This is a genomic window from Microcystis sp. LEGE 00066 (assembly GCF_015207925.1).
Taxonomy (GTDB): Bacteria; Cyanobacteriota; Cyanobacteriia; order Cyanobacteriales; family Microcystaceae; genus Microcystis; species Microcystis ichthyoblabe_A.
Window position 1 is genome coordinate 1 of sequence record NZ_JADEVX010000055.1, and the last position, 25,294, is coordinate 25,294.

Genomic DNA, 25,294 nt, shown 5'->3' on the forward strand with positions numbered 1-25,294 from the left:
GTGGGGAAGTGGGGAAATGGGGATAATAAATAAAAGTAATCTCCTGTCTCCTGTCTCCTGTCTCCTGTCTCCTGACTCCTGACTCCTAACGACCGACGACCGACGACCGACGACCGACGACCGACGGAATCATGACAATTTACAATTGCTTAATAATTGTTGCCGCTGCCGTGATAATATGTCTTGTGGCTTACCTGAGCGTCATAGCTGGGAAAGCAATCCAGATATTGAGATTAGTCTATCGCTGATTTAGGTGTACCTTGTCTGACCCATCGATCGAATCTCCCCCAACCCCAGAAACCAACCCGCCGTCAGATCCGATGCGGGAATACTATCAACTACAAAACACTTTACTGATCACCACCCTGATCTTAAGCGGTGTGATCTTTATCCCCGTGTGCTTGTTTTATTCCCTCAATACCGCCCTTAATTACCTATTAGGGGCAATGGTGGGAGTCGTTTACCTAAAACTCCTCGCCGGGGAAGTGGAAAAATTGGGGGTAACGAAAAATCGGGTAGGCAAAAAAGGATTAGCCCTATTCGCTGGATTAATCATCATCGCCAGTCGTTGGCAAGAACTGCACATAGTGCCAGTTTTTTTGGGTTTTTTGACCTATAAAGGCGCAATCATCGTCTATACCCTGCAAACCATCTTCAAGTTGGACCAGAAAGCCGATTCCTAAACCTTTTGACCGTTCAAAATAACCCTGATTTGCGAACCTGAATCTCCCCAAGGTGGAAATGTTAGACAGTTTAAGTGTGCTTAATTTTTATAGTCTCGCTTCCCTGGAAGTGGGACAACACTGGTACTGGCACATCGGCGGACTAAAAATTCACGGGCAAGTGATCGCGGTCTCCTGGATCGTCTTCGCTATCTTAATCATCGCCTCGATCGCCGCTACCCGCAAGATCCAGAAAGTCCCTAGCGGTATTCAAAACCTCATGGAGTACGTTCTCGAATTTCTGCGCGATTTAGCCAAAAACCAGCTAGGAGAAAAGGAATATCGACCCTGGTTGCCCTTCATCGGCACCCTATTTTTATTTATTTTCGTTTCTAACTGGTTAGGGGCATTGATTCCTTGGAAGTTAATCGAACTGCCTGAAGGGGAATTAGCCGCCCCCACTAACGACATCAATACCACGGTGGCGTTAGCCCTACTGACTTCCCTCGCTTACTTCTACGCAGGCATCAGTAAAAAAGGACTCGGTTACTTCGCTCACTACCTAGAGCCGATTCCCGTGCTATTACCGATCAAAATTTTAGAAGACTTTACCAAACCCCTCTCCCTCAGCTTCCGTCTTTTCGGAAACATCCTCGCGGATGAGTTGGTAGTAGCCGTATTAGTCTTCCTCGTCCCCCTAGTCGTACCCCTACCCCTGATGGCTCTCGGTTTATTTACCAGCGCTATCCAGGCCCTTGTCTTCGCCACCCTTGCTGGGGCCTATATCCATGAGGCCCTGGAATCGGAACACGAAGAAGAACACGCTTAAAAGCGAGGGACGAAAACAGAAAAATTTCTTAGGAAAAAGTGTCCAAATAATAGGATAATAACTAAGAAATTATTGGTCGAATTCAGGATGAGCAACTGAATTCTAGGATCGTTCTTTCCCAAAAACTCTTTCGGGAGTTTTGAGCAGAAAACCAGCCATTTTTTGAGGCTGAGAACGCGCTCTGTAAACAACAGATTGAAATTGATTAGTAAATAGAGGAAAAAATCACCATGAACCCCACAGTAGCTGCCGCTTCCGTTATCGCCGCCGCCCTCGCCGTTGGTTTAGCCGCTATCGGCCCCGGTGTTGGTCAAGGTACCGCTTCTGGAGAAGCTGTTTCCGGTATCGCCCGTCAACCCGAAGCTGAAGGAAGAATTCGTGGTACCCTTCTCCTCAGCTTGGCATTCATGGAATCCTTAACCATCTACGGTTTGGTTATCGCTCTCGTTTTACTGTTCGCTAACCCCTTCGCCTAATTAAAAAAGCAGTGGGCTATCAGCCCCCAGTCCCCAGCTTGGCAGCAGAGTTTTAAAAACTCTCAAAAAACGCCAAAGGAGCCAACTAAAAAGTCTGGTTTTTGGGACGGAAGGCTGATAGCTAATTAAGGGAATTTTAGTGATTCCCCCTGACTGTTTACTTTTAAAGCAGGGGGATCATCTTCCTTTTTTGAACCTGTCTATAGCTTCTATTTATCAGGAATAAATCAATGTTTGATTTCGATGCCACCCTGCCAGTGATGGCACTACAGTTTATTCTTTTGGCAGTGATCCTGAACGCCGTTTTTTATAAACCCCTCAGTAAAGTTTTAGATGAACGGGCGGAGTATATTCGGCAAACGGAAGGCGGAGCCAAAGAACAACTAGCCAAAACCGAAGCACTGGTACAAGAGTACGAATTGCAATTAACTTCGGCTCGTAAACAATCCCAAGAGATTATCGCCCAAGCGCAAGCTGAGGCCCAAAAACTAGCCAGCGAACGAGTTGCCGCAGCTCAAAAAGAAGCGATCGCCCGTAAAGAAGCCGTCGCCGCCGAAATTGCCCAACAGAAAGAAGAAGCCTTTCGTTCTCTAGAAGGACAAGTGGCCTCTCTTTCCCGTCAAATTCTCGAAAAACTCCTCGGCCCCGAACTCGTTCGCTAAACCCCAGCCCTTGGTTAATAACAGTGATCAGTAGAAAGATAGAACTCAGTCGTCAGGAGTTAGAAGACTGATAACTTACCTCTGATAACTGATAACTGAATAACCTACTCCCCGCCCTCAATAACCATGATCATCGACACAGTTTTATTATTAGCCACGGAGGCGAAGGAAGCGGCAGCAGAAGGATTCGGCATCAACACCGATATCCTAGGAACTAACCTATTTAACCTCTCGATTCTGCTCGGTTTAGTCATCTTCTACGGCCGCAAAGTTCTCGGACAAATCCTCGGAGAACGTCAGTCGAAGATTGCTGAAGCTTTAGCCGAAGCTGAAGACCGGAAAAATATTGCCGCTAACGCCCTCGCCGAAGAACAGAAAAAACTCGCCCTAGCAAAACAAGAAGCGGAAAAAATTATCAATAATGCTCGATCTAGAGCTAAAACTGTCACCGCCGACATCGCCGCCCAAGCCGAACTCGATATTCAAAGAATGCGCGAAAGTGCCGCTAAAGATCTCTCGGCAGAACAGGATCGCGTTTTAGTAGAATTACGCCAAAGAATTACCGCTTTAGCCTTAGCTAATGTGGAATCCCAATTAAGCGCCGGCCTGGAAGAATCGGTACAACAAACCCTAATTGATCGCAGTTTGGCCAACCTAGGAGGTAAATAGATGCAGGGAAGTTTAATCAGTTCAGAAATAGCCGAACCCTACGCCCAAGCATTACTTTCCGTCGCCCAAAGCAGCGGACAATTAGAAGCGATCGGCGGCGAAATAAAATCCCTCTTAGAATTGTTGGAAAATGCTCCCGATCTAAGAGCTTTTATCGGCAATCCCGTCATCAAAGAAGAAGCTAAAAAAGCCGTTCTTTCCCAAGTAATGGGGACCAGTGCCAATCCCTATTTAACTAACTTCATGATGTTATTAGTCGATAAACGTCGGATTCAATTTTTAGAACCCGTTTGTCAACAATATCTCACCCTGTCTAGAGTGCTGACTAACACCGTTTTAGCGGAAGTTTCCTCGGCCACCGAATTGAACGATAGCCAAAAACAAATCGTCATCGACAAAGTGAAAACCCTGACCGGGGCGAACGTGGTCGAACTGAAAACCAAAGTTGATGGCAGCCTAATCGGTGGTGTGGTGATCAAAGTTGGTTCTCAGGTCTTTGATGCCAGCATTCGCGGTCAACTACAACGCCTCAGCCTCTCCCTGCGCTAAGGTCATCTAATCTCCCTTTTTTGCCGTTTTTTCACCTTCTAATTTTTTACTTTTTCCCAGATTAAACTATGGTAGCTATCAGACCCGACGAAATTAGCACAATTATTCGTCAACAGATCGAATCCTATAACCAAGAAGTACAGGTCTCCAACGTGGGAACCGTCCTGCAAGTGGGTGACGGTACTGCCCGCATCTACGGCCTACAACAGGCCATGTCGGGAGAACTATTAGAATTTGAAGATGGAACCGTCGGCATCGCCCTTAACCTCGAAGAAGATAACGTCGGTGCGGTGTTAATGGGTGACGGTTTCGGGATTAAAGAAGGCGGTACGGTGAAAGCTACCGGTAAAATCGCTCAGGTTCCCGTGGGTGACGCCTTAGTCGGCCGCGTGGTTGATGCTCTCGGTCGTCCCATCGACGGTAAAGGAGACATCCTCGCCAGCGAAACCCGTCTGGTGGAATCCCCCGCCCCCGGTATTGTCGCTCGCAAATCCGTCTGTGAACCGATGCAAACCGGCATCACCGCTATCGATGCCATGATTCCCGTCGGTCGTGGTCAACGGGAGTTAATTATCGGTGACAGAAAAACCGGTAAAACAGCGATCGCCATTGACACGATCATTAACCAGAAAACCGAAGACGTGATCTGTGTCTATGTCGCCATCGGTCAAAAAGCCTCCACCGTCGCCCAAGTAATCGACACCCTCACCCAAAGAGGCGCCATGGATTACACCGTAGTGGTGGCCGCTAACGCTAACGACCCCGCCACCCTCCAGTATATCGCCCCCTACACCGGAGCTTCGATCGCCGAATACTTCATGTATAAAGGCAAAGCGACCCTAGTTATCTACGATGACCTCACCAAACAGGCTCAAGCTTATCGTCAGCTATCCCTGCTCATGCGTCGTCCTCCCGGTCGGGAAGCTTACCCCGGCGACGTTTTCTATCTCCACTCCCGTTTACTAGAACGCGCCGCTAAACTCAGCGATGCCCTCGGTGGTGGTAGCATGACCGCCCTGCCGATTATCGAAACCCAAGCCGGTGACGTTTCTGCCTACATTCCCACCAATGTAATTTCGATTACTGACGGTCAGATATTCCTCTCCACCGACCTCTTTAACGCTGGTTTCCGTCCCGCGATTAACGCTGGTATTTCCGTATCCCGCGTGGGTTCGGCGGCCCAAACGAAAGCGATGAAGAAAGTTGCTGGTAAATTAAAACTCGAATTAGCCCAGTTTGACGAATTAGAAGCTTTTGCTCAATTCGCTTCTGACCTTGATGCGGCCACCCAAGCACAACTCGCTCGCGGTCAACGTCTGCGTCAAATCCTCAAACAACCTCAAAACTTCCCCCTCTCGGTTTGGGAACAGGTGGCGGTGGTTTATGCCGGTTTAAACGGTTATCTCGACGATATCGCCACCGATAAAGTTATCGATTTCTGCGCTGGTTTACGCGAATACCTGAAAACCAGCAAACCTCGCTACGTTGAGATCGTCAGCACTGAAAAACAACTCAACGACGAAGCGGAAGGCCTGCTCAAAGATGGTATCAATGAGTACAAACAGGCTTTTAAATAATCTTGGTAATCAGTAAATGAATGTTGGTAATGGGGGTTAGGTTTTAGGGGATGGGGTGTTGAGGTTTTGGGGTTTTGGGGTATTAGTTGAAATTTCCCGATCTCCCTATTTCCCCACCTCTCCATTCCCTCCTAAACCCTGAATCTTGACTGATGACTGATGACTGATAACTGATAACTGATAACTGAATTATGCCTAATCTCAAAGCGATTCGCGACCAAATTCAATCGGTCAAAAATACCAAAAAAATTACCGAGGCCATGCGTCTGGTGGCGGCCGCAAAAGTGCGACGCGCCCAAGAACAAGTTCTCTGTACCCGTCCTTTTGCCGATGCCCTCGCTCAGGTACTCTATAATCTCCAAGGTCGTTTAGCCTTTAGTGATGTTAATTTACCCCTGCTGGCCCAACGGGAAGTAAAAACCGTGGCTCTGTTGGTAGTCACAGGCGATCGAGGTCTTTGTGGCGGTTATAATACTAACGTCATCCGTCGTGCCGAACAACGGATGAATGAATTAAAAGAGCAAGGGATTAACTATCAATTAGTTATTGCTGGCCGGAAAGCGGCACAGTATTTCGAGCGCCGGAATGCTCCCATTGCCGCTAAATTTATTAACCTCGAACAGATTCCCACTGCCGATGAAGCTGGCACGATTGGGGATGAATTGCTTTCCTTATTTTTATCGGAAACAGTCGATCGGGTCGAGTTGGTTTATACTCGTTTTATCTCCCTGATCAGTTCCACTCCGGTGATTCAAACCCTGTTACCTTTAACTACCCAAGGTTTAGCGGTACAGGATGACGAGATTTTCCGTTTGGTGACTAAAGAGGGAAAATTTAAGGTACAACGGGAAAAAATGGCCAGCCAACCGGCGCAGGTTTTTCCCCAAGACATGATTTTTGAGCAGAATCCCGTCCAAATCCTCGATTCTCTCCTACCTTTGTACTTAAATAACCAATTACTGCGCGCCCTCCAGGAATCGGCAGCTAGTGAATTAGCAGCCCGGATGACGGCGATGAGTAACGCCAGCGAGAACGCCAGCGAGTTAATTGGCACTTTAAGCCGTACCTACAACAAAGCGCGTCAAGCAGCTATTACCCAAGAATTGTTAGAAGTAGTAGCGGGAGCCAATGCTCTCTAGGTTTAAGCCTGTTTTTCTTGTGATTATCAGTAGGAGTGATTCTTTTCACTCCTTTTTTCATATTTAGCTGGCGTAATACTAAATCCAGTTATTAAAGACTGATTATCTATTTCTCCTTTTGCCTCTTGCACGAGTAGAAAACGGGTTTCTCCGAGAAACCCGTTTTCTGTGCGTTACTCAGGGGCAATCCCTTTTCTGATATCTTCTGGCCTCTTGAAAAGCCCCATCTCATCCTGTATTGTAAGTCAGCGTGAGAACTATAAATGTCAATCGATTAAGCTAAATCTTAAACTATAATCCTTAAACTATAATCATTACCCGATCGCCCGGTATTGGAGGAACAAAACAACTCGTGAATATAACTGATTTAATCCAAAAAGGCGGAGTTGCCATGTGGCCGCTGCTTTTTCTGTCTATTTTAGCTCTTAGCACTATTATCGAACGAATTTGGTTTTGGAGTCGCACCCTCCTCAGTGAAGGCCAGATTTTAAATCGCATTATGGAATCGGCCACCCGTAACTGGGACTTAGCGGCAAAAGTCGCTAGGGATTCCCGCAATCACCCCATCGGTAGCTATCTCTACGCACCCCTGCGCTTAGAAAATCCAGATCCAGAGGTTTTTCACTTTGCCCTCGAATCGGCTGCCGATGAACAATTATCCCTAATGAAACGGGGCGATAAAATCCTTGAGGCAGTCATCGCCCTTTCTCCCCTGCTAGGATTATTAGGGACGGTACTCGGTTTAATTACCTCTTTGGCCAATATTCAACTGAGTGACCTGGGAACTTCCTCCACAGCCGGAGTAACTTTAGGTATTAGTGAAGCTTTAATTTCCACCGCTACCGGCTTAATTGTCGCTATTTTTAGCCTCGCTTTCTATCGCATTTTTCAGGGACTCTGGTTCAATCAAGCTAGAATTTTTCGCAAGGCTGGCAGTGATTTAGAAATTATCTACCGTCAACGTTGGCTAGATGGAGAAGACCAACAATACTCCCTCAGTGCTAACCTAGAAAAACCTCTCGATCGCTAAATCTCTCCCTAATCACCCATGGCCGAAACTAAATCTCTTAACCACAAAAAGCCCAAAAGTAGCCATATTACGGCTCGTCCCCTGAAATTATGGCATGATCAACACCGCATTCAAGAAGATGTGCAGGTTAATATCATTCCCCTGATCGATGTAATTTTCTGTATTCTCACCTTCTTTATTCTCGGTGCAGTGGGATTATCTCGCCAACAGGCCATCAGCCTCGATTTACCGAAAGCTAGTACCGCCACCACCCCGATGCGGGAAATGTTGGTGGTTAGTCTCGATGATTTCGGACAACTCTACGTCGAAAAACAGATGGTGACTCGCGCCCAGTTGTTCGAGGCAATCAAGAATTATCATCAATATAGTCCCAATGGACTGATGGTACTGAATGCTTCGCGTAATGCCAGTTATAACGAAGTGGTTGGGGTTTTAGACCTACTGCGACAGGTGGGTGGCGATCGCGTGGCCTTAGCCACTCTATCGGGGGAAGCTAACAATCCCACAATAGAAAATGGCAATCCTTTGCCTAATTTACCCACTAACCCCACCTTACCCGGTTTAACCAATCCCCTGGGCAGAAATTAACTAGGAATGGATGCGATAGCTGAGTAATTGTTCTTCGAGAGCTGCAATGCGATTGTAGGCCGCCGTCAATTGTGCCGTCAATCGGCGAATTTGGATTTCATCGGAAAAAGAATTTTCTCCATTGACAGCCGGGGATTGTTTGCCACCGTGATCTCGGAGAATATCTTTATGATCGTAGAGGCTATTATCGGATAACTCGGAAAAACCGACCATTTCCAAAGATTCACGCGGAGAACGACTCGATTTATCCCCAGCTAGGATAGCAATTTGCCGGCTGAGGCTCTCGACAATATCCTGTAAATGATCGACTTTCCGATCAAGACTGATAATCTGTTGTTGTAGTCCATTCATGCAATTACCTGGGTATAAAGGAGGCTTCCCCTCTATGCTAGGCTCTGGAGGAAATGGACTATGACAATTTATGATTGATTTAACGATTCCTTTACTGCCCTTAACTAATCTTAATATATTGCCCGGGTCAACCGGCTGCACCCGATAGCACTTCTATTAGAAATTAAGGTAAGCTGTTGAGCAGTAAGCCTCGATTTTAAGGAACTAAATTATGTTTAAAAATTGGTCTTTCGATGATTGGATGAATCATATCCTTTTTCTGGCTACAATTTTGGCTTTGCTGACGATTTGGCTGGGTAGATAAATAAAAACTATTTTTCTTTCCTGGTTTACCGAAAATTTGGGTTTAAGTTTCCCCGTCCATTTTACGGCAGGGAGTGTCAAAATAAGAAACAAAACCCTCAGCGATCGATATGACTGACTCAAGCCCAAAAATTTGTATTCTCGGTGGTGGTTTTGGTGGACTCTATACTGCTTTACGTTTGAGTCAATTGCCTTGGCCTGATCAACACCCCCCCCAAATTACCTTAATTGATAAAAACGATCGCTTTTTATTTTCTCCCCTTCTCTACGAATTAGTCACCTCAGAACTGCAATCCTGGGAAATTGCTCCCCCTTTCAGCGAATTGCTCGCTAATACCCCCGTTGACTTCCAACAGGGAACCGTCACGGCGATCAATGTTAATAATCATAAAATAACCCTTGACAATCAAAACGATATATGCTATGACCGCCTCGTCATCGCCCTCGGTGGTCAATCTTCCCTTGACTTCCTACCCGGGGCCAGAACCCACGCTATCCCCTTTCGTAGTCTAGAGGATGCCTATCGTCTTCGGGATCGACTCAAAACCCTAGAACAATCCGATCGCGATAAAATTCGGGTCGCCATTATCGGGGGCGGTTATAGCGGCGTAGAATTAGCCTGTAAGCTGGCCGATCGTCTCGGAGAAAGGGGAAGAATTCGTCTGATCGAAAGAAATAGCGATATACTTGGCCCTTCAACCCAATTTAACCGCGACACCGCCAAAAAAGCCCTAGAAAAACGTCTAGTTTGGTTAGACCTAGAAACCACCGTCGCCGACATCCAAGCGGATCGCCTCTCCCTTGACTACAAAGGACAGATCGACAATATCCCCGTTGATCTAATTCTCTGGACCGTTAGTCCGATCGCCTCTCCACTGATCGCTAATTTGCCCATAGCACATAATGAGCGCAAATTACTAAAAGTTAATCAATATTTACAAACTGTCGAAAACCCCAGCATCTACGCGATCGGCGATGCGGCCGATAGTCGCGACCAAGAGGATAAACCCTACGCTGCCACGGCTCAGGTCGCCCTTCAACAGTCCGACTACTGCGCTTGGAATATTTGGGCGAGTTTCCACGATAAACCAGCTTTACCCTTCCGTTATCAACCTTTAGGCGAAATGTTGACCCTCGGAGTCGATGAGGCTACGATTAGCGGTTTAGGACTAGAATTAGCCGGTCCCCTTGCCCATCTTACCCGTCGCTTAGTCTATCTCTACCGACTGCCCACCCTTAACCATCAAATCGCGGTAGGATTCAACTGGATTACCCAACCGCTTCTATCCCTCATCTCTGAGTAGCGAGTTCAGATATTCCTCCACTAACAAACTATCTCGATCGGTCAATTCCTGACCATCGAGACGGTTTAACAGCATTACTGCACCAAATAACCGATTATTAACCCTAATTGGCACAGCTAAAGCCGTTTTTATCCCCAAAGCGACCGCTATATCCTGACGAATGCGATTATCTCCTCGGGTTTGTCCCACCACCACCGGACAACTCCCCTGGTAAACCACCGTACACAATCCCGACGTGGCAATATCACCCCTTTTGCCCACAATTGCCTGGGTGTTTTTACCCGCACCCGCACGATAATAAATACCATCACCGTCAAATTCGGCAATGATAACCGTTTCTGTTGGAATTAAACCTAAAATTTCTTCAGCAATGCGATCGAGATTAGTTAATTTTTCCATAAGGGACTTGCGCTTTGATAATGTACCTTTTGGGCGAACGCAGTTCGCCCCTACATTGTGGACAAAATCCGTTACTGTAGGGGCGCAATGCTTGCGCCCTCCGAGCGCTCAGGTTTGCTGATCACCCTAAGTAGGGGGAGAGCCTTCGAGATGTTGGGGACTTGCGCTTTGATAATGTACCATCTGGCTGGTCTGGTTCTTCTACAGAGCGATTTTCTGGCTGGGATATTATTCCTACGCAAGTCCCTAATGGTTTAGGGGTTGAGGAAATGGGGTATTATAATCAAAAAAACAGTAATTCATCAACTTTAGTCTATAGTTTGTGAACTCAAATGAAAGATAACACCCCCAAAGTAAAAAGTCTCAAATCTTATCTTCAGCATTTGCCTCAAGATGCGTCGGAAGCTATTGTTAGCACCAACTTTGCACCTTACCTGATATCATATTTAGGATTTTCAACCACGGAGATAATCCCACAGTACGACACGGGAGGCGGTGGGATTACCGACTTTGCCACTCGGAGAAACCTAGAAAACGATATTTTTTTACAGACAAAGAGTAATCCTTTTCTGCTGATAGAGTTAAAGGGTAGAGATATTAACCTAACTGAAAATAGTCCAAGTTATAAGGCAACTGTCAATCAGTTAAAGCGTCAGTTATTAGGGAATAACTGTCAAGCAGCCCAATGGGGAATTATCACTAACGGTTCACACATCCAGTTATTTAGAAAACATGGTAAAATCATTTTTCCTGCCACTACTTGCATAGCAATAACTCCTGAGAACATTGATGAGACTGTAGCTCTGATCAAGACAAAAATTGACAATACTCCCAAAGCATTAACGGTTACTGTTTACAATAATAAAGGCGGTGTAGGCAAAACCACCACAACCGTAAATCTTGCGGCTATTCTTGCTTTTTTAGGGAAAAAAGTTCTAGTTTTAGACTTTGATTTTAATCAACGAGATTTAACTAAATCTATCCTAAATATAAACCCAGAAGATGGCCTACTAGAAAAGGCTTTAACTGACCGTAATATTGATCTAAAATCAGTGATTATTCCCTATACTTTTAAGAATCCAAAACGACAAATTACCTTCGACGTTGTTCCTGCTGATCCTAAAATGGCAGACTATCCGGACTTTCAGTATAATTCTCAAATGAAAATATTCACTCTCCATAGAAAATTAGACTTAGCTAGATATGAATATGATTACATCTTTATAGATGCCGCTCCCAATTGGCGATTTCCTAGCCAGCTGGCTGTTTATGCTGCCGATGTTGTCCTCTTACCCACAAAACATAACAATTCATTCTCCCTTCATAATGCAGCCACTGCCATCAAGGAGTTTCTACCGCCAATGCAAAAATTAAAAAAAGATGGGACTCCCATAGCCTTACCAATTTTTTTCAACGGTGAGAAGATTACTCAACCACAGTTAGAGACTGCCCAAAAAGAAATTAATCAAATACTAAAAAATGACAAAAACCTTGTACACTATTTTTATCCTAAATACACTCCTGCCAGTAAAAATTCACATATTCATCACCTGCCAGAATACGCTATTATAGCCAGTGCTGCTTTCGCTCGCGTGCCAGCCGTTTATAAAAATCGTTCCGCTTATGACTACTACAAAGACTTAGCAAAGGAGTATTTTTTACAATGATGGAATATACCGATATTGGTACTTTAAAGTACCTATACCTAGATGAAATAGAAATTACCAATGGAACCGATGCTGATAGTTTTTTAATTGAAGTTACTGCTAAACTATTACAGCAGACAGGTGGACGCAACTGGCTGCCTGTAATCGTCAAAGAACTATCAGAGGATCGCTATGAAGTTATCGGCAACTCATTTGTTTATGCTGTGGCTGAAAGGGCTGGACTAGAAAGAATTTGGTGTATTATTGCCGATAGAACAGAAGATGCTAGGAATATATCCAGAGCTTTGGCAAGAGAAGAAACCCCAAAACTAAATCTGTCAACAGCTTCAAGAGAAGAAATTAAATCTGCTTTACAGTTCTTGATTGAACAACCGAATAGCCCACTAAAAACAGTTAAATTAGCTACGGCTACTGCTAGGATTGATGAGGCTCCCCGTCAATTCTGGAAGAGTTTAGACTCAATTGTCGCCCTCAAGTGTGGAATTACAAAAGGGAAGGGATTAGATTTACTCAAAACCGTCTTTTATCTCACTCCTCAATCTCAACAAGATGCAGTGATTGAGGAGTTTTCAGAAGAAACTCTCAAACTCAAGACTGTTTCTGAATTAAAGAGTCTAGCCAAAGAAAAGGGAATCGTTGGTTTAAGCAAGATGAAGAAAGCAGAGCTAGTCAGAATATTAGCGCAATAGAAAAAGGAGTATCAATTATGAATTATGAGTTAGGAAGTGGGAAGTATTTTCAGTGAACAGTAAACAGTAATCAGTCGGGGTAGGGTTGATTCATGAATCAACCCTACCTTGAATCAACCCTAGAACGTAGGTTGGGTTGAAGCATGAAACCCAACGCCCGATCATGTTAGACTACCGCTAACCCATCCTACAAATAATTGTGCCTCCCTACTTATAACAAATCACTCCACTATCAATTATGAATTATGAGTTAGGAAGTGGGAAGTATTTTCAGTGAACAGTAAACAGTAATCAGTGAACTGAAAACTTACATCTGATAACTGATTCAAGGCTGCTTCCTGCCTCCTGTCTCCTGTCTCCTGTCTCCTGTCTCCTGACCTACCCTTTCAGCAATAAATCGCTAATTTCCGACTGACAATGACCAATTAAACGATTAAGGGCTTTTTTTCCTTGTTTACCTTGATAATCTGAGCGATCGCTCTCAGTAATTCGATAGGGACGACCGATCGCCACCTTGACACGATGATAAAATACAACAGGATGCCAACCATCTTGATCGAATAAAGGTTCCGTGGTATCTAATAAGCGCAGCAAACGCACGGGAAAAGGACTAATAGCAGTTTCCGACTCGGAGAGAATAGCCACAGGTAAGACAGATAGATTCTCCACGGGACAACGCAGGGCTAAATGGGCAAATCCGCTTTGAAAACGGCTAATTTGACGAGGAGGAGTCAAATTTAACATCGGCGATCCACCTTCCGGAAATAAACCGATCCATTGTCCGGACTGTAAAAAATCCGTTGCTTGCCGAAAAAAAGTCCGGTGGCGTTTTTCAGGGGTATCAAAGGGAAAACAGCCCAATTCTCCGATTAATTCCCGTAAAAACGGCGTTTTTCCCATGTAGTGATGACAGGCGATCGGGAGAGTTTTGCCCAAAGCTTGAATTAAGATCGGCGCATCTAAAAAGCTACGATGGTTACTTACCACGATCGCCACTCCTTGGCTGGGTAGATTTTCTTGACCGACGGTAAACAGACTCGTGCGTGTGGTATCAAGAATTAAACGAGAGGTAGATAGGGGGGTAAGCAGCGTCATGGAGAAAAAAAATCGGCCTTAAGATTGTTTTTATTGACTTAGACTACAACTAAAGGATAAAACAGAATTAGAGGATCATAAAATATCGGGATTATGTCCCAATCATCTACAGAACGCCACTGGGGCAGCCTCGTCTATTTAAAAAAATAAATTTCATGAATGATTTGAATGAGCGAAAAACATTTGCTTTAACAACACCCCTTTATTATGTCAACGATATCCCTCACATCGGTAGTGCTTACACGACGATCGTAGCGGATGTTATGGCACGATGGAAGCGGTTACAGGGCAATTCTGTCCTCCTAATTACAGGAACCGACGAACACGGACAGAAAATCGAACGGACTGCTGCAGCCAAAGGACTTAATCCCCAGGAACACTGCGATCGCATTGCCACCAGTTTTGCCAATCTCTGGGCAAAGCTACACATCCAGTATGATCGCTTTAGTCGTACCACTGCCCCCCGTCATCAGGCAATTGTTAACGAATTTTTTGAAAAAGTCTGGGAAAAGGGCGATATCTATCTCGATCGCCAACAGGGTTGGTATTGCGTCGCCTGTGAAGAATTTAAGGAAAAAAGAGAACTGTTAGATAATGGCTGTTGTCCCATTCATACTAACCTAGCCGCCGAATGGCGCGACGAGGAAAACTATTTTTTCCGTCTCTCTAAATACCAAGCACAACTAGAACAACTTTACCAAGAACAACCCAATTTTATTCAACCAGAAAGCCGACGTAATGAGGTTCTCAACTTCGTCAACCAGGGCCTACAGGATTTCTCCATTTCTAGGGTTAATGTGGCTTGGGGGTTTCCCATTCCCCACGATGGTCAGCATACCATCTACGTTTGGTTTGATGCCCTTCTTGGCTATGTTACCGCCCTTCTCGACCCCGAAGACGAACCCACTCTAGAAAATGCCTTGGCCAAATGGTGGCCGATCGATCTGCATCTGATCGGTAAAGATATATTAAGGTTTCATGCCATTTATTGGCCAGCTATGCTAATGTCGGCGGGTTTACCCTTGCCTAAAAGAGTATTCGGCCATGGCTTTTTGACCAAAGACGGGCGGAAAATGGGCAAAAGTCTCGGTAATACCCTAGATCCCTTCGATTTGGTTGATCGCTATGGGGCTGATGCCGTCCGTTACTATTTCGTCAAAGAGATTGAATTAGGACAGGATGGCGATTTTCAGGAAACCAGATTTGTTAATATTCTTAACGCAGATTTAGCCAACGATTTAGGCAACCTCCTCAATCGCACCCTAGGCATGGTTAAAAAATACTGCCAAAATATCCCCCCCCAGTTGACTGGCGTAGATATCCCCAACGATAATCGTCTTAAGAATATGGGGACTAATCTAGGGGTTATTGTTGAACAGAAGTATGATGCGCTACAATTTAATCAAGCCTGTGAGGAAATATTAGCGTTGATTCGCGCTAGTAACAAGTTTATCGATGAGAGTGCGCCCTGGAGTTTATTTAAACAGAAACAACAAGCAGCAGTAGAACAAGTCCTCTACGCAGTTTTGGAATCAGTAAGACTCTCTGCCTACCTACTCTCACCGATAATACCGACCTTGAGCAGTAAAATTTATCAACAACTAGGTTTTGTTATTGATTTTAATACTTTCAGGTCGGAGGATGGGGAAAACTTCCCTGATAGTGTCTCTTTTTTCCAACACTGTCAATGGGGATTACCCACAAATCCACAACTAGGAACACCTGAACCGATCTTTTCTAAACTAGAACTGCCGTTAAACGATTCCTAAAGGAATTTTTTGATAACTCTATTTTTTAAGGTCTGTTGTCCTTTCGGATACAACTGGCAAACACCCAACACTAAACTTTTAACAAACAAACGAGGAAAAATAAAATGTTTGATGATTATGATACAGCCCCAGTCTTCACCCCCGAACAAGTGCTAGAAAATCGCGGCCGTGTGGCGATTTTCATCGATGGTTCTAATTTATTTTATGCGGCTCTGCAATTAGGTATCGAAATTGACTACACCAAATTACTTTGTCGTTTAACTGCTGGTTCTCGTCTCTTGCGCGCCTTCTTTTATACTGGAGTTGATCGCACTAACGAAAAACAGCAGGGATTTCTCCTCTGGATGCGTCGCAACGGTTATCGAGTCATCGCTAAAGATCTGGTACAATTACCCGATGGTTCCAAAAAAGCCAATCTCGACGTGGAAATTGCCGTGGATTTAATGGCTCTAGTCGGTTCCTATGATACCGCAGTAATTGTCAGTGGGGATGGAGATTTGGCCTATGCTGCCGATTCCGTCAGTTACCGTGGTGCGCGAGTGGAGGTGGTTAGTTTGCGATCGATGACCAGTGATAGTTTAATTAATGTAGCGGATCGCTATGTTGATCTAGATCAAATTAAAGAAGAAATTCAAAAAACTAGCAAACATCACGTCAGTTATAATAATTTCCCCGTCAGCGTCTTAGACCAAGATCGTAGCAGTCGCTAGACAAATTCAGCAAAAATCAAGTTTAAGGTGGGTAATTCCCACCTTTTTCAGTGATCAGTGATACTAAATCCGGTTATTAAAGACTGATTATTTATTCCCTCTTTTGCCTCTTACCTATTGCCTTTTGCCTGTCCTGATATGTAGCCTATACTCAACAGAGGCTCTCCCAGGTTTGGTGGGTAAAATGTATTCTAAGATACATTCCTCCTAGCGAGGGGGTGGAACGAACCACAAAGACACAAAGGACACAAAGATCGATCGAGCCTATGTAAGTTAAACTCATCACACAGAACCGAGAAGAGCCCAACAGATTTACTATCAAGCGATACTACTGCGTTTTCTCGCTTCCTTATAAGATGTTCCCACATCCTGTAAACCGACTTTAATCATCTGTTGTTCCAAAAGGGCAAAAAAACGCAAGCGATCGCCACCTTTAATCACCGCTAAATTGTGCGCTTCCGCTAAGGCGATCGGATAACCATAACCTTTTAACACCTGGGCCAGTAAAATACTTAAAGAGCGCTCGAGTAATTCTCCCTCCTCCACCACCCAAGCAGGAACCTCTACCCTAGCGATTTCCGTCCCCACATGGAGATAACAGAAGTAAATGCGATGCTCATCCCCATAAAGTTCGAGTATCTTCAAAGAACTGCGCCAAAAAGGACTTCTTTGTCCCGGTTCCAATAAATAACCCCAGAGAGAAGCATCTCGGAGAGGATCGACAACGCGACAAGGGGTTTTTTCTGGGTCTAAATCACCGCAATTGATCAAGCAATTGGGAGTATCATGGGGACAAGACTGTAAACGCAGGAAATTTAAACCTTCCGTGCTACGAGAAGCACTAATATAACCCATAAGCGGGATTCTAGCTGATTTTAAATCGTCCCAAGACTGAAAAATCGGTGGCAAAATTAAATCTTTTGCTTCCGGGGGGAGACTATCGATAAACCAATAGATCAAAGAACCATCCACGAGGGCTAAATTTGGTTCATAATGGGCCCCAGGGGGTTTTACCCAACGGGTAGCCATTTCTGCTAACATTTGGCTTTCTAATACCGTCCGACGATAACTCATCCACTCATCCACGCGAATACCCCACTGTTTAGAAATGTAGAGGTCTTCTGATTTGTAATAGACTTCGGGAATGCTATCGAGGAGCGGGTGCAAATTTTGGCCATAGTGCAACATGATCCTACCGATATTAATTAGATAACAGTAGGCAATTTCGTGGTGAGAAGGGGCAATTTGGGAACCATCCGTGGCAAAAACGCTATGACTTTCGGGAGCGGGAAGGATAGTAACGCGGGTGTCGAGAGGTTCGATCGGTAGCGCGACGGAGAAAATTAGGCGATCATGCCAGTTATGATAGAGTTCTAGCAGTTTTTCCTGTTGCTGTTGAGCCTGTTCTAAAAGAATTTTAGCCCGTTGCACTCGCTCACGACTAGCTGTCACTTCCTGTTGAAAATGTTGACTAATCCCTGGCATTTTTGCCGCTAATTTCGCAAGATCGAGCATAACTATCCTCTCCCTGACTTTTTTTGATTTTATCGCAATTTCCTGTCTCTAGTTATCTTAATGGTGAGATAGGAAGTTTTCCTTTTGGGGAGTCGCTCGTCAATACCAAAAAGGAATTCTGCGTATTTAGACAATATTTCTCCTTAAGATCATTATAGTTTTGATAAGAAATAATTTGCTCATGTTGCATTCTACCAACAATAATACCAGGGTGTATTCCTAGTTGTTCGGCAAATTGATTAATGGCTTTTCTATTCAGAGAATTATTGGCGATAAATCTCTGCCAATCTCCAGGATCAATTAAGAAATTAGCCGCAAAAACATCCGCCTCTTTTTCTTTAATTGTATCTTGAATATCTTTCCCCTCTAAAAATAAAGTTCGTTTCCCATGTAATAAAATATGACCAGCTTCATGAAAAAAAGAAAACCAAAAATGATCATTGGTTTTGTATCGATCGCTCAATTGAATTAAAGCTCTCTGAGAACCTAACCAACGGGTAGCACCGTGTACCCTTGTTTTCGGAAGTTCAGGAACAAAAACCAAGGCAACTCCCGCTGCCGCACAAAGCTCGATCATTTGCGGTTGAAATACCTCGATAGACTTAACAGTTAACGAACGAATTTGTCGCAAGGCATCTCTGAATTTCAACTCGTTGTAATCAGCACAATTAATTTTCGATGCTTCTATTTCTCCTTGACGTAACCATGCTGTTATTGCCCCTCGATCGCTATCAAATGCTTGAGACTTTCTAAAATCAATCGATAAATTTCTCCCCCAAATCTCCTCCCATTGCTCAGGGGAGACAACGGCAAAAAAATTCAAGCTCTCCCGTAATTGCTCTATTTTATCCTCATCAAACTTGAGCCAGCCTAATTCAGTCATCTGGCGATAAGGAATTTGTTTTAACCAGCCTAAATAACCTTTTAATCTTTGATTCTCGTTTTTTCTCGCTAAATATTCCCGATAAAGTCTTTCGCGCTCTATCCAGAAACTGGCGGGAGTTCCTAACACTAACTCTATCTGTAAGGCGGTATCGATAGTAATCTCCGCTTTACCTTTTATTATCTCATTGATAGTCTTTTTTGGTCTGCCCATGCGTTGGGCGAGTTCCGATTGAGACATATTTCTTTCTTCTAGGATTTCGGCAAGGGTTTCTCCCGGTGGAGAAATAAAATCCGGTGCATATCTGTTCTCAATAGTATTAGTCATGGATGTCATCTATGCCAATAAGTAGCTGGTTATAATTAAATTAAAAATGGATTTTAGCTTCGATCCCCCCTGCCCCCCTTGATAAGGGGGGTGCCGATAGGCGGGGGGATCTGACAACTTTTAACGCCTACCTACTTAATTACGACTGCGGTTACTTTCTTCCAATCAATTCCCCCGTCTGCTTTTTGAGGAATCGGTATATTAGCTGGCTCAAAAATTAGTCTGAGAGGATGAACTAAATCTAGAGATAGTTGTCCAGCACGGTTATGTAACAATTCGTGGCAACGTCCCGGCAGCGATCGCATTTCCTTCAGGACAATAACTGCTTTTAAGTCGTCGAGTCTTTGCCTGATTTTCTTAGCCATCTTCTCTCCAGACTGTTTTTTCAGTAGTCTTTGGCTATTGCATTCGTTCTCAAATTTTTTTTCCTTAAAGACAATATCCATTGTAGATGACCCTTGTAATATTGTTAACCTCAAAGGTTAACAATATTTTATGGTAGCCTGTGGTGCATCCAGTACAAAAGCTCTAAATATATCGTTAAGAGCTAATACTCTAGACACCAGTTCTGGAAATGAGGTTAGCTAGAGACAGTTTTTCAGATATTAGCCGATTAATCAGGTGATAATTATCGCTAAAATCGCACTATCAAGCCAAAACAACGAAGCTGTAATTTTATCGTCTAATAACGCCCGAATTGAGTGCCGCCGCTGCCCAAGAAAAAGACAATCTCTAACCTCCGAAACCAGAGAAAAGCACAATAAGCGACTTGACAACAACAGCGGCAATTTGCTATAATGGCCTTTTGTCAACGATTTGACCTTCGGTAACAAGGAGTTCAGAGTAACCTTAGATACAGCCCTATCATGCCCACCATTCAGCAATTAATACGCGACGAAAGATCCAAAGCGAAAAGAAAAACCAAATCTCCCGCCCTCAAACAATGCCCCCAACGTCGGGGAGTTTGTACAAGAGTATATACCACCACACCCAAAAAACCCAACTCAGCCCTGCGGAAAGTGGCTAGGGTACGTTTAACCTCTGGATTTGAGGTGACAGCCTACATCCCGGGCATCGGTCATAACCTACAAGAACACTCGGTCGTCCTGATTCGGGGCGGTCGGGTCAAAGATCTACCCGGAGTCAGATATCACATCATTCGCGGCACCCTCGATGCCACCGGGGTGAAAAACCGTCAAAAGGCGCGGTCCAAGTACGGAACCAAACGCCCCAAACCTGCTGCTAAATAAACAGGAAATTGATTAACCAAAAAAATACTCCCACCGAGTCGGTCAAAGTTAACCCAAGAGACTGAAAACTCGCAGGAGAGGGTTTGAGATGGGCTGTAATCATCCGACTGTCAAGCAAAAGTTAAAGTTAACCTAGAAAATTCAGGAATATTCCGATGTCTCGCCGTAAAAACGTCAAAAAACGTCCTATTCCCCCCGATCCCGTTTACAATAGCTGTTTAGTCAGCATGACCATCCGCCGGATCATGCGATCGGGCAAAAAATCCCTAGCCGCTAACATCGTTTACGATGCCCTGAAAACCGTCGGCGAACGTACCGGTCAAGAACCCCTAGAAGTATTTGAAAAAGCCGTTAAAAACGCCACTCCCCTAGTGGAAGTGAAAGCCCGCCGGGTCGGTGGAGCGACCTATCAAGTCCCGATGGAAGTACGCACCAATCGTGGCAGTACATTAGCACTACGCTGGTTAGTCCATTATGCCAGAACCAGAGGCGGCAAAACCATGGCTGGTAAACTAGCTAACGAGATCATGGATGCGGCCAATGAAACCGGCGGCACGATCAAAAAACGGGAAGAAACCCACCGGATGGCAGAGGCAAACAAAGCCTTTGCCCACTATCGTTACTAAAAAGATACTTTAAAGATACTTTAAGGGCGGTGGACTACACCGCTGCCGCCAAAAAACTGTCAAGAAAAGTATAGAATTGTAAATAGTGTAAAAAATCCTAGAACAAAACCCCATCACTGGCAAGCAAAGCAAGGAGGTTGCTGTGGCACGGACTATCCCGCTAGAGAGAGTGCGAAACATCGGAATCGCCGCTCATATAGACGCGGGCAAAACAACGACAACAGAAAGAATCCTGTTCTACACGGGAGTCGCCCATAAACTGGGCGAAGTCCACGACGGAACGGCAATTACCGACTGGATGGAACAGGAACGGGAGCGGGGAATCACCATCACCGCCGCCGCCATCAGTACCAGTTGGCAAGATCATCGCATCAACATCATCGATACCCCCGGCCACGTCGATTTCACCATTGAAGTGGAACGTTCCATGCGGGTACTCGATGGCGTGGTGGCGGTTTTCTGCTCTGTGGGTGGTGTACAACCCCAATCGGAAACCGTCTGGAGACAAGCCGATCGGTACAAAGTACCCCGGATTGCCTTTATCAACAAAATGGACAGAACGGGAGCGAACTTCTTCAAAGTTTACGAACAATTAAGAGATCGCCTTAGAGCTAACGCCGTTCCCATCCAAATGCCGATCGGCGCAGAAAGCGAACTGAGCGGGATCGTTGATCTCGTCAAGATGCGCGCCTATATATATAAGGACGATCTAGGCAAAGACATAGAAGAAACCGACATTCCCGAAGACTTATTGAAAAAGGCCGAAGAATTCCGCGTGCAGCTGGTGGAAGCAGTAGCGGAAGCCGATGAAGAACTCCTAGAAAAATATCTAGAAGGTGAAGAACTCACCGAAGCCGAAATCAAACGCGGTCTCAGAGAAGGGACGATTGCTGGTACGATTGTTCCCGTCCTCTGCGGCTCGGCTTTCAAAAACAAAGGGGTACAACTGCTCCTCGATGCCGTTGTCGATTATCTGCCCTCACCCTCGGAAGTAGCCGCCGTTAAAGGGATTCTTCCCGATGGCAGCGAGGCAATCCGGGAAGCCAAGGACGATGCGCCCTTCTCGGCCCTGGCCTTCAAAATCATGGCCGATCCCTTCGGTCGTTTAACCTTCCTACGGGTCTATTCCGGTGTACTAGCTAAAGGCAGCTACGCCTACAACTCCACTAAAGGAACCAAAGAACGGATCGCTCGCCTGATTGTCCTCAAATCCAACGAACGGATCGAAGTGGATGAACTGCGCGCTGGTGATCTAGGAGCAGCGATCGGACTGAAAAACACCATTACCGGGGATACCCTCTGTGATGAGAAGAACCCAGTTATCCTAGAATCCCTCTTTATCCCCGAACCGGTTATCTCCGTGGCGGTGGAACCGAAAACCAAACAGGACATCGAGAAACTCAGCAAAGCTCTGCAAGCTCTCTCCGATGAGGATCCCACCTTCCGGGTCAAAGTTGATCCCGAAACCAATCAAACGGTAATCGCCGGAATGGGAGAACTGCACCTGGAAATTCTCGTTGATCGAATGCTCCGGGAATACAAAGTCGAAGCAACGGTGGGCGCTCCCCAAGTTGCCTATCGGGAAACCGTCCGCAAACCTGTACGGGCCGAGGGTAAATTTATCCGTCAAAGTGGCGGTAAAGGACAGTACGGCCACGTTGTCATTGAACTGGAACCGGGTGAACCGGGTTCGGGCTTTGTCTTCGTCTCCAAAATTGTCGGTGGTGCTATCCCCAAAGAATACATCAACCCGTCAGAACAAGGGATGAAAGAAGCTTGCGAATCGGGGATCGTAGCGGGTTATCCTGTCATCGACCTGAAAGCAACCCTGGTAGATGGTTCTTTCCACGATGTGGACTCCTCCGAGATGGCCTTTAAGATTGCCGGTTCCATGGCGATCAAAGAAGCGGTGATGAAAGCTGCCCCCGTTCTCCTAGAACCAATGATGAAAGTCGAAGTGGAAGTACCCGAAGACTTCATCGGTAACGTCATCGGTGATCTTAACTCCCGTCGGGGACAAATCGAAGGTCAAGAAACCGAGACCGGCATCGCCAAAGTCTCCGCTAAAGTTCCCCTAGCGGAAATGTTCGGTTACGCCACTGATATTCGCTCCAAAACCCAAGGACGGGGCATCTTCACCATGGAATTTAGCCATTACGAAGAAGTCCCCCGCAACGTGGCCGAGGCGATTATCACCAAAAGTAAAGGGAACGGTTAATCAGTGACCAGTGACCAGTGAGCAGTAAAGACAAACCGATCATTTAAATTCGATCGGTCAACCCTAATAACTGCTAACTTAAAACTGATCTCTGGTGACTGATTAATGTTCACCCGGCTGAAGAAGAAAAAAAAACAAAGGAACAGAAAGTAAATGGCACGCGCTAAATTTGAACGGACGAAACCCCACGTTAACATCGGTACGATCGGTCACGTTGACCACGGCAAAACTACCCTCACCGCCGCTATCACTATGACCCTAGCGGCTCTGGGTAATGCCCAAGCTAAAAAATACGATGAAATCGATGCCGCTCCCGAAGAAAAAGCCCGCGGGATCACCATCAACACCGCTCACGTTGAGTACGAAACCGCTGATCGCCACTATGCACACGTGGACTGCCCCGGCCACGCCGACTATGTAAAAAACATGATCACCGGTGCGGCACAGATGGACGGTGGCATTCTCGTGGTCTCGGCCGCCGATGGCCCGATGCCCCAAACCCGGGAACATATCCTGCTGGCTCGTCAGGTGGGTGTACCTAACCTGGTGGTCTTCCTCAACAAAAAAGATATGGTGGACGATGAGGAGTTACTGGAACTCGTAGAACTGGAAGTACGCGAACTTCTCACCAGTTACGACTTTGCTGGCGACGATATCCCCATTATTGCCGGTTCTGCGAAAGAAGCCCTCGACTACATGACCAAAAATCCCAAGGCCCAAAAAGGCGATAACGAGTGGGTGGACGCAATTTATGAATTAATGGAAGCGGTAGATAGCTATATCCCCACCCCCGAACGGGATATCGATAAACCCTTCCTGATGGCGGTAGAAGACGTATTCTCGATTACTGGTCGGGGGACGGTGGCTACCGGTCGGATCGAACGCGGTATTGTGAAAGTGGGTGATAACGTGGAATTGGTCGGGATCAGAGAAACTCGCCCCACCACCGTCACCGGGATCGAAATGTTCAAGAAAAGTCTTGAGCAAGGGATGGCCGGTGACAACGCTGGTATCCTCCTGCGTGGTATCCAAAAAACCGACATCGAGCGCGGCATGGTGATCGCTAAACCGGGTACAATCAAACCCCACACCCAGTTTGAGGGGGAGGTGTATGTATTAACTGCAGGAGAAGGTGGTCGTCACACTCCTTTCTTTAAAAACTATCGTCCTCAGTTTTATGTGCGGACAACCGACGTAACTGGGACGATCCAAGACTACACCGCCGATGATGGCAGCACTGTAGAAATGGTCATGCCGGGAGACCGGATCAAAATGACCGTGGAACTGATCAACCCGATCGCTATTGAACAGGGTATGCGCTTCGCTATTCGCGAAGGTGGTCGCACCATCGGTTCTGGCGTTATCTCGAAAATTATCAAGTAGGCTAATCTACTAATTAACGGGGCAGTGAATTTAAAAGCTGCTCCGTTACTGTCTTTATTTTGTACCTTGACAATTGCAATAGGTGAAATTATGGCTACGCTACAACAACAGAAAATTCGCATTCGTTTGAAGGCTTTTGACCAGCGCTTACTCGATACTTCCTGTGAGAAGATTGTCGATACTGCCAATAGAACTAACGCCACAGCGATCGGACCGATTCCCCTACCGACAAAAAGAAAGATTTATTGTGTCCTGCGTTCCCCTCACGTTGACAAGGACTCCCGTGAACATTTTGAAACCCGCACCCATCGCCGCATTATTGATATTTACCAACCCTCTTCTAAGACAATCGATGCCTTGATGAAATTAGATTTACCCGCAGGGGTTGATATTGAAGTTAAATTGTAAAAAATGCCAAAAAGATGTTATCGCTAACATCTTTTTTTCTTCCCCACTATCCCATAACTTTTAAACAGGATTTTTGATAAAAGGAAGTTAATGAACTACCCCGCCGCAAGCGGACGGGGTATCAGAATCAAAATAGACTCAATTGTAGATTTTGGTGTAGCTGCAGGTATTCTTTATCTTGTTCTTTTACATATCTCGCTATCATACCTTCATCCC

Annotated in this window: 26 protein-coding genes; 20 read left to right on the top strand and 6 right to left on the bottom strand. The window is 45.4% G+C overall.

Translation table 11 applies throughout. The features are described 5' to 3' along the window. Positions 1 to 320: 320 nt before the first annotated feature. The 10 genes from IQ224_RS09870 to IQ224_RS09915 all read left to right on the top strand — a co-directional run bounded on the left by IQ224_RS09870 (position 321) and on the right by IQ224_RS09915 (position 8,181). Complete coding sequence (locus tag IQ224_RS09870; protein WP_004157325.1) at positions 321 to 683, top strand: ATP synthase I family protein; 363 nt, start codon at positions 321 to 323, stop codon at positions 681 to 683. Between the two features lie 58 nt (positions 684 to 741). Then, positions 742 to 1,491, top strand: a complete 750-nt coding sequence (atpB, locus tag IQ224_RS09875; protein ID WP_002739857.1) for a F0F1 ATP synthase subunit A — start codon at positions 742 to 744, stop codon at positions 1,489 to 1,491. A gap of 230 nt (positions 1,492 to 1,721) precedes the next feature. Further along, positions 1,722 to 1,967 (top strand): ATP synthase F0 subunit C, encoded by a 246-nt coding sequence (gene atpE, locus IQ224_RS09880; protein ID WP_002740068.1) that lies wholly within the window; start codon positions 1,722 to 1,724, stop codon positions 1,965 to 1,967. 230 nt (positions 1,968 to 2,197) lie between these two features. Next, positions 2,198 to 2,629 carry a F0F1 ATP synthase subunit B' gene (locus IQ224_RS09885; RefSeq protein ID WP_002740070.1) on the top strand — a complete coding sequence of 144 codons (432 nt, stop codon included), beginning with the start codon at positions 2,198 to 2,200 and terminating at the stop codon, positions 2,627 to 2,629. A gap of 126 nt (positions 2,630 to 2,755) precedes the next feature. Then, on the top strand, positions 2,756 to 3,298 hold the full coding sequence (locus IQ224_RS09890) for a F0F1 ATP synthase subunit B (protein WP_002793187.1): 543 nt from the start codon (positions 2,756 to 2,758) through the stop codon (positions 3,296 to 3,298). Then, complete coding sequence (atpH, locus tag IQ224_RS09895) at positions 3,299 to 3,847, top strand: ATP synthase F1 subunit delta (RefSeq protein ID WP_004157345.1); 549 nt, start codon at positions 3,299 to 3,301, stop codon at positions 3,845 to 3,847. 68 nt (positions 3,848 to 3,915) lie between these two features. Continuing rightward, positions 3,916 to 5,424: a F0F1 ATP synthase subunit alpha gene (gene atpA / locus IQ224_RS09900; protein WP_004157348.1), complete on the top strand. Its 1,509-nt coding sequence runs from the start codon at positions 3,916 to 3,918 to the stop codon at positions 5,422 to 5,424. Positions 5,425 to 5,615: 191 nt separating this feature from the next. After that, positions 5,616 to 6,563, top strand: a complete 948-nt coding sequence (locus tag IQ224_RS09905; protein ID WP_002750073.1) for a F0F1 ATP synthase subunit gamma — start codon at positions 5,616 to 5,618, stop codon at positions 6,561 to 6,563. A gap of 391 nt (positions 6,564 to 6,954) precedes the next feature. After that, positions 6,955 to 7,593: a MotA/TolQ/ExbB proton channel family protein gene (locus tag IQ224_RS09910; RefSeq protein ID WP_002750075.1), complete on the top strand. Its 639-nt coding sequence runs from the start codon at positions 6,955 to 6,957 to the stop codon at positions 7,591 to 7,593. Between the two features lie 18 nt (positions 7,594 to 7,611). Continuing rightward, positions 7,612 to 8,181: a biopolymer transporter ExbD gene (locus IQ224_RS09915; protein WP_194032887.1), complete on the top strand. Its 570-nt coding sequence runs from the start codon at positions 7,612 to 7,614 to the stop codon at positions 8,179 to 8,181. Here the strand turns inward: IQ224_RS09915 and IQ224_RS09920 are convergent, their stop codons facing one another. Beyond that, positions 8,182 to 8,532 (bottom strand): hypothetical protein, encoded by a 351-nt coding sequence (locus tag IQ224_RS09920; protein WP_002793181.1) that lies wholly within the window; start codon positions 8,530 to 8,532, stop codon positions 8,182 to 8,184. A gap of 413 nt (positions 8,533 to 8,945) precedes the next feature. Here IQ224_RS09920 and IQ224_RS09925 point away from each other — a divergent pair, with 413 nt between their 5' ends. After that, positions 8,946 to 10,139 (top strand): NAD(P)/FAD-dependent oxidoreductase, encoded by a 1,194-nt coding sequence (locus IQ224_RS09925; RefSeq protein WP_194032888.1) that lies wholly within the window; start codon positions 8,946 to 8,948, stop codon positions 10,137 to 10,139. Here the strand turns inward: IQ224_RS09925 and IQ224_RS09930 are convergent. Next, complete coding sequence (locus IQ224_RS09930; protein WP_194032889.1) at positions 10,119 to 10,538, bottom strand: GAF domain-containing protein; 420 nt, start codon at positions 10,536 to 10,538, stop codon at positions 10,119 to 10,121. The two genes, IQ224_RS09925 and IQ224_RS09930, sit on opposite strands and share 21 nt — an antisense overlap. A gap of 332 nt (positions 10,539 to 10,870) precedes the next feature. Here IQ224_RS09930 and IQ224_RS09935 point away from each other — a divergent pair, with 332 nt between their 5' ends. Then, complete coding sequence (locus IQ224_RS09935; protein WP_194032890.1) at positions 10,871 to 12,205, top strand: AAA family ATPase; 1,335 nt, start codon at positions 10,871 to 10,873, stop codon at positions 12,203 to 12,205. After that, positions 12,202 to 12,894, top strand: coding sequence for a Rho termination factor N-terminal domain-containing protein (locus IQ224_RS09940; RefSeq protein WP_036400737.1), 693 nt, complete (start codon positions 12,202 to 12,204; stop codon positions 12,892 to 12,894). The genes IQ224_RS09935 and IQ224_RS09940 overlap by 4 nt, the downstream gene beginning before the upstream one ends. 378 nt (positions 12,895 to 13,272) lie before the next feature. On the opposite strand, the gene IQ224_RS09945 is transcribed toward IQ224_RS09940, so the two are convergent. Next, positions 13,273 to 13,989, bottom strand: coding sequence for a 1-acyl-sn-glycerol-3-phosphate acyltransferase (locus IQ224_RS09945; RefSeq protein ID WP_002743573.1), 717 nt, complete (start codon positions 13,987 to 13,989; stop codon positions 13,273 to 13,275). A gap of 155 nt (positions 13,990 to 14,144) precedes the next feature. Here IQ224_RS09945 and metG point away from each other — a divergent pair, with 155 nt between their 5' ends. Next, complete coding sequence (gene metG, locus IQ224_RS09950; protein WP_002743575.1) at positions 14,145 to 15,758, top strand: methionine--tRNA ligase; 1,614 nt, start codon at positions 14,145 to 14,147, stop codon at positions 15,756 to 15,758. 104 nt (positions 15,759 to 15,862) lie between these two features. Further along, on the top strand, positions 15,863 to 16,468 hold the full coding sequence (locus IQ224_RS09955; RefSeq protein WP_002743578.1) for an NYN domain-containing protein: 606 nt from the start codon (positions 15,863 to 15,865) through the stop codon (positions 16,466 to 16,468). Positions 16,469 to 16,786: 318 nt separating this feature from the next. Here the strand turns inward: IQ224_RS09955 and IQ224_RS09960 are convergent, their stop codons facing one another. The 3 genes from IQ224_RS09960 to IQ224_RS09970 form a co-directional block, all read right to left on the bottom strand. Then, positions 16,787 to 17,983 (bottom strand): DNA double-strand break repair nuclease NurA, encoded by a 1,197-nt coding sequence (locus IQ224_RS09960; protein WP_002743580.1) that lies wholly within the window; start codon positions 17,981 to 17,983, stop codon positions 16,787 to 16,789. Positions 17,984 to 18,035: 52 nt separating this feature from the next. Continuing rightward, the gene (locus tag IQ224_RS09965) at positions 18,036 to 19,193 is read right to left on the bottom strand and encodes a HigA family addiction module antitoxin (protein WP_194032891.1); all 1,158 of its coding nucleotides are present in this window, start codon (positions 19,191 to 19,193) and stop codon (positions 18,036 to 18,038) included. Between the two features lie 131 nt (positions 19,194 to 19,324). Next, positions 19,325 to 19,639 (bottom strand): killer suppression protein, encoded by a 315-nt coding sequence (locus IQ224_RS09970; protein WP_194032892.1) that lies wholly within the window; start codon positions 19,637 to 19,639, stop codon positions 19,325 to 19,327. Between the two features lie 420 nt (positions 19,640 to 20,059). On the opposite strand from IQ224_RS09970, the gene rpsL reads away from it, so the two are divergent. The 5 genes from rpsL to rpsJ all read left to right on the top strand — a co-directional run bounded on the left by rpsL (position 20,060) and on the right by rpsJ (position 25,078). Further along, positions 20,060 to 20,443 (top strand): 30S ribosomal protein S12, encoded by a 384-nt coding sequence (rpsL, locus tag IQ224_RS09975; RefSeq protein WP_002740176.1) that lies wholly within the window; start codon positions 20,060 to 20,062, stop codon positions 20,441 to 20,443. 155 nt (positions 20,444 to 20,598) lie between these two features. After that, positions 20,599 to 21,069, top strand: coding sequence for a 30S ribosomal protein S7 (gene rpsG / locus IQ224_RS09980; protein WP_002739653.1), 471 nt, complete (start codon positions 20,599 to 20,601; stop codon positions 21,067 to 21,069). Positions 21,070 to 21,211: 142 nt separating this feature from the next. After that, positions 21,212 to 23,287 (top strand): elongation factor G, encoded by a 2,076-nt coding sequence (gene fusA, locus IQ224_RS09985; protein WP_002743583.1) that lies wholly within the window; start codon positions 21,212 to 21,214, stop codon positions 23,285 to 23,287. Positions 23,288 to 23,440: 153 nt separating this feature from the next. Next, positions 23,441 to 24,670 (top strand): elongation factor Tu, encoded by a 1,230-nt coding sequence (tuf, locus tag IQ224_RS09990; protein WP_002743584.1) that lies wholly within the window; start codon positions 23,441 to 23,443, stop codon positions 24,668 to 24,670. Between the two features lie 90 nt (positions 24,671 to 24,760). Then, positions 24,761 to 25,078, top strand: coding sequence for a 30S ribosomal protein S10 (rpsJ, locus tag IQ224_RS09995; protein ID WP_002740287.1), 318 nt, complete (start codon positions 24,761 to 24,763; stop codon positions 25,076 to 25,078). Positions 25,079 to 25,294: the final 216 nt, after the last annotated feature.